The following is a 2,578-nucleotide window of genomic DNA, read 5'->3' on the forward strand; positions in this document are numbered from 1 at the left end:
GCCAGCAGCGTCACAGTGCGGCCTTGCTGTTCATGCCGGGCGAGTTCGGTTTCCAGTTCCACACTGCACAGGCCCAACTCATGGATGAGGCGGTGATTGCCCAACACGAGGCGTTGGCCCTGGGCCGTTCCCTCAACGCCACGGCCCGGCAGGGCCTTGAAGGCTTGTACCTCGGCGGCATCGGTGTTCAGTCCCGCCGCAATCGCTTTGGACACCGGATGATCAGATCGTGAGGCCATGCCGGCGGCCAGCTGCGCGGCCATCGCTGCGTCGGCATTGCCCCAGGTACGCCAATCCACCAACTGGGGCTTGCCCTCCGTGATGGTACCGGTCTTGTCGAGTGCGATGGCTTTGAGCAGGCGCGCCTGCTCGAGGTAGGTGCCGCCCTTGATGAGGATGCCCTGGCGCGCGGCGGCCGAAAGCCCGCTTACCACCGTGACGGGCGTGGAAATCACCAGCGCGCAGGGACAGGCGATGACCAGCAGCACCAGCGCCTTGTATGCCGACTCTTGCCAGCTCAGGCCCGCCAGCAGCGGCATCAGCACGGCGACGGCAACGGCGATGGCGAACACTGCCGGCGTGTAGACGGCGGCAAAGCGGTCGACAAAACGTTGCGTGGGCGCGCGGCTGCCCTGGGCCTGCTCGACGGCATGGATGATGCGTGCCAGCGTGGTGTTGCCGGCCGCCGCCGTGACGCGGATTTCCATCTCACCTGTTTCGTTGATGGTGCCTGCAAAGACGGTGTCGCCCGGCTCCTTGTCGACCGGAATGCTTTCGCCGGTGATGGGCGCCTGGTTGACCGCGCTGCTGCCCAGGGTCACCAGGCCGTCCAGCGGTACGCGCTCGCCGGGGCGTATGCGCACCAGGGCCTGCAGCGGCACGGCGGCCACCGGCGTGTTGGCCCACGCGCCGTCTTCGCCCTGCATCAAGGCCTGCTCTGGTGCCATGTCCAGCAGGCCCTTGATGGCGTTGCGCGCGCGGTCCACGGCTTTGGCTTCGATCAGCTCGGCAATGGCATAGAGCGCCATCACCATCGCGGCTTCCGGCCACTGGCCGATCAGGAAAGCGCCGGTGACGGCGACCGACATCAGCGCGTTGATGTTGAGCTTGCCGCGCAGCAGGGCGGCCATGCCCTTTTTATAGGTGTCCAGGCCGGCCAGGCCAATGGCCAGCGCCGCCACCGCCATGCCGGCGATTTTCCAGGCCAGCAGCTCGGGCGCAAAAAACGACACAGCCTCGGCGCCCACGGCCAGCACCAGCGCCGCGGCCAGGCGGGTGACACCGCTGCCAAAACCGTCAAAACCGCCATCATGGCTGTGGTCGTGCCCATGCCCCTCATGGTCGTGGCCGCCTGTATGCGTGCTGGCACCCTGGGCAGGCTGAGGGTCAAACCCGGCCTTGCGGATCGCGTCCAGGGCAGTCGCACAGGCTTCTTCGCTGGCGTCTATTCGCAGCGTGCGTGCGCCCAGCTGGAAGCCCAGCGACCGGATACCGGCGATCGGCTCCAGCGCGCGCCGGATGTCAGACTCTTCGGCGCTGCAGTCCATGGTGGCGATGCGGAAAATCCGCCCCGCGGTACCCGCGGCATTGGATACAGGTGCGTGTGCGGCGTGGGCGCCGCCACAGCAGTCGCCGGTAGGGGCATCCACGCCGGAAACAAGGGTTTTTTCAGATTTCATGGCCTAATTGGAAACCCTGTAGCGGCCTTAGAGTCAAGCTGGCTGCTGAAGTGACCCTACAGCAATGTGGGGACGATGTTCAAGGAGTCGCCATGAAAATCGGAGAACTGGCCAAAACCGCACAGACCCAGACGGAAACCATCCGTTACTACGAACGTGAGGGTCTGTTGCCCGAAGCGGCGCGCACCGACGCCAATTACCGCATCTATGACGAAAGCCATGTGCAGCGCCTGGCCTTCATACGCCACTGCCGGTCGCTGGACATGACGCTGGCGGAAATTCGCGCACTGCTGAACTTCAAGGATGCGCCGGCCGGCAGCTGTGACGACGTCAACAGCCTGCTGGACGAGCACATCAGCCACGTCGCCACCCGCATCCGCGAACTCAAGGCGCTGGAAAAAGACCTCAAGGCTCTGCGTGAGCAGTGTGCCAGAGGCCAGGCCGGGGGCGACTGCGGCATCCTCAGCGGCCTGGAAAAAGCTGCACTGCGGCAAAGCCAGAACCGTACCCCCGCCGGGCGCGGCCATGCGCATATCCACGGCGCGCACCCGCAGGTCGGTGTGCCCGCCAAAGAAGAGGGCCGCCAAAAGACCGCTACCGGCAAGGCGGCTGCCGAGCGCAAGTGACAAAACGCGGCCCGGTATTTTTACAAAGCACTTGCTTGCTAAAAATATCGGGTTTTGCTAAGGTCCGTCCTTATGGACAAACCTGCCGCGCGTTCGCGACCTGCCGCACGCGCTCATACCCCTTCGAAAACCGCAACCGGCAGCGCTGAAAAGCGTCCGCGCGGCCGGCCGCGCAAAACCCTGGACGAACGCGACGACGGCAACCGGCGGGTCGAACTCGTCAATGCGGCCGCCCGGTTGTTCCGAAAACAAGGCTTTGACGCCACCAGCACG

General features: G+C 65.2%; 2 protein-coding genes and 1 pseudogene. 2 read left to right on the plus strand and 1 reads right to left on the minus strand.

The features are described 5' to 3' along the window. Nucleotides 1–1,679, minus strand: a 1,679-nt coding sequence (locus AC1D1X_RS20580) for a heavy metal translocating P-type ATPase (protein ID WP_477699038.1), incomplete at its 3' end; no start/stop codon positions are given. Between the two features lie 92 nt (nucleotides 1,680–1,771). On the opposite strand from AC1D1X_RS20580, the gene cadR reads away from it, so the two are divergent. Beyond that, nucleotides 1,772–2,305, plus strand: coding sequence for a Cd(II)/Pb(II)-responsive transcriptional regulator (gene cadR / locus AC1D1X_RS20585; RefSeq protein WP_477668447.1), 534 nt, complete (start codon nucleotides 1,772–1,774; stop codon nucleotides 2,303–2,305). Nucleotides 2,306–2,377: 72 nt separating this feature from the next. Then, nucleotides 2,378–2,578 (plus strand): annotated as a pseudogene (locus tag AC1D1X_RS20590) (TetR/AcrR family transcriptional regulator); the annotation flags it as partial.

It is taken from the genome of Polaromonas sp. P1_G4 (assembly GCF_056405475.1).

Bases quoted from the DNA above. Each gene is read 5' to 3' on its own strand.
- cadR (WP_477668447.1), top strand. From the start codon at position 1,772: ATGAAAATCGGAGAACTGGCCAAAACCGCACAGACCCAGACGGAAACC.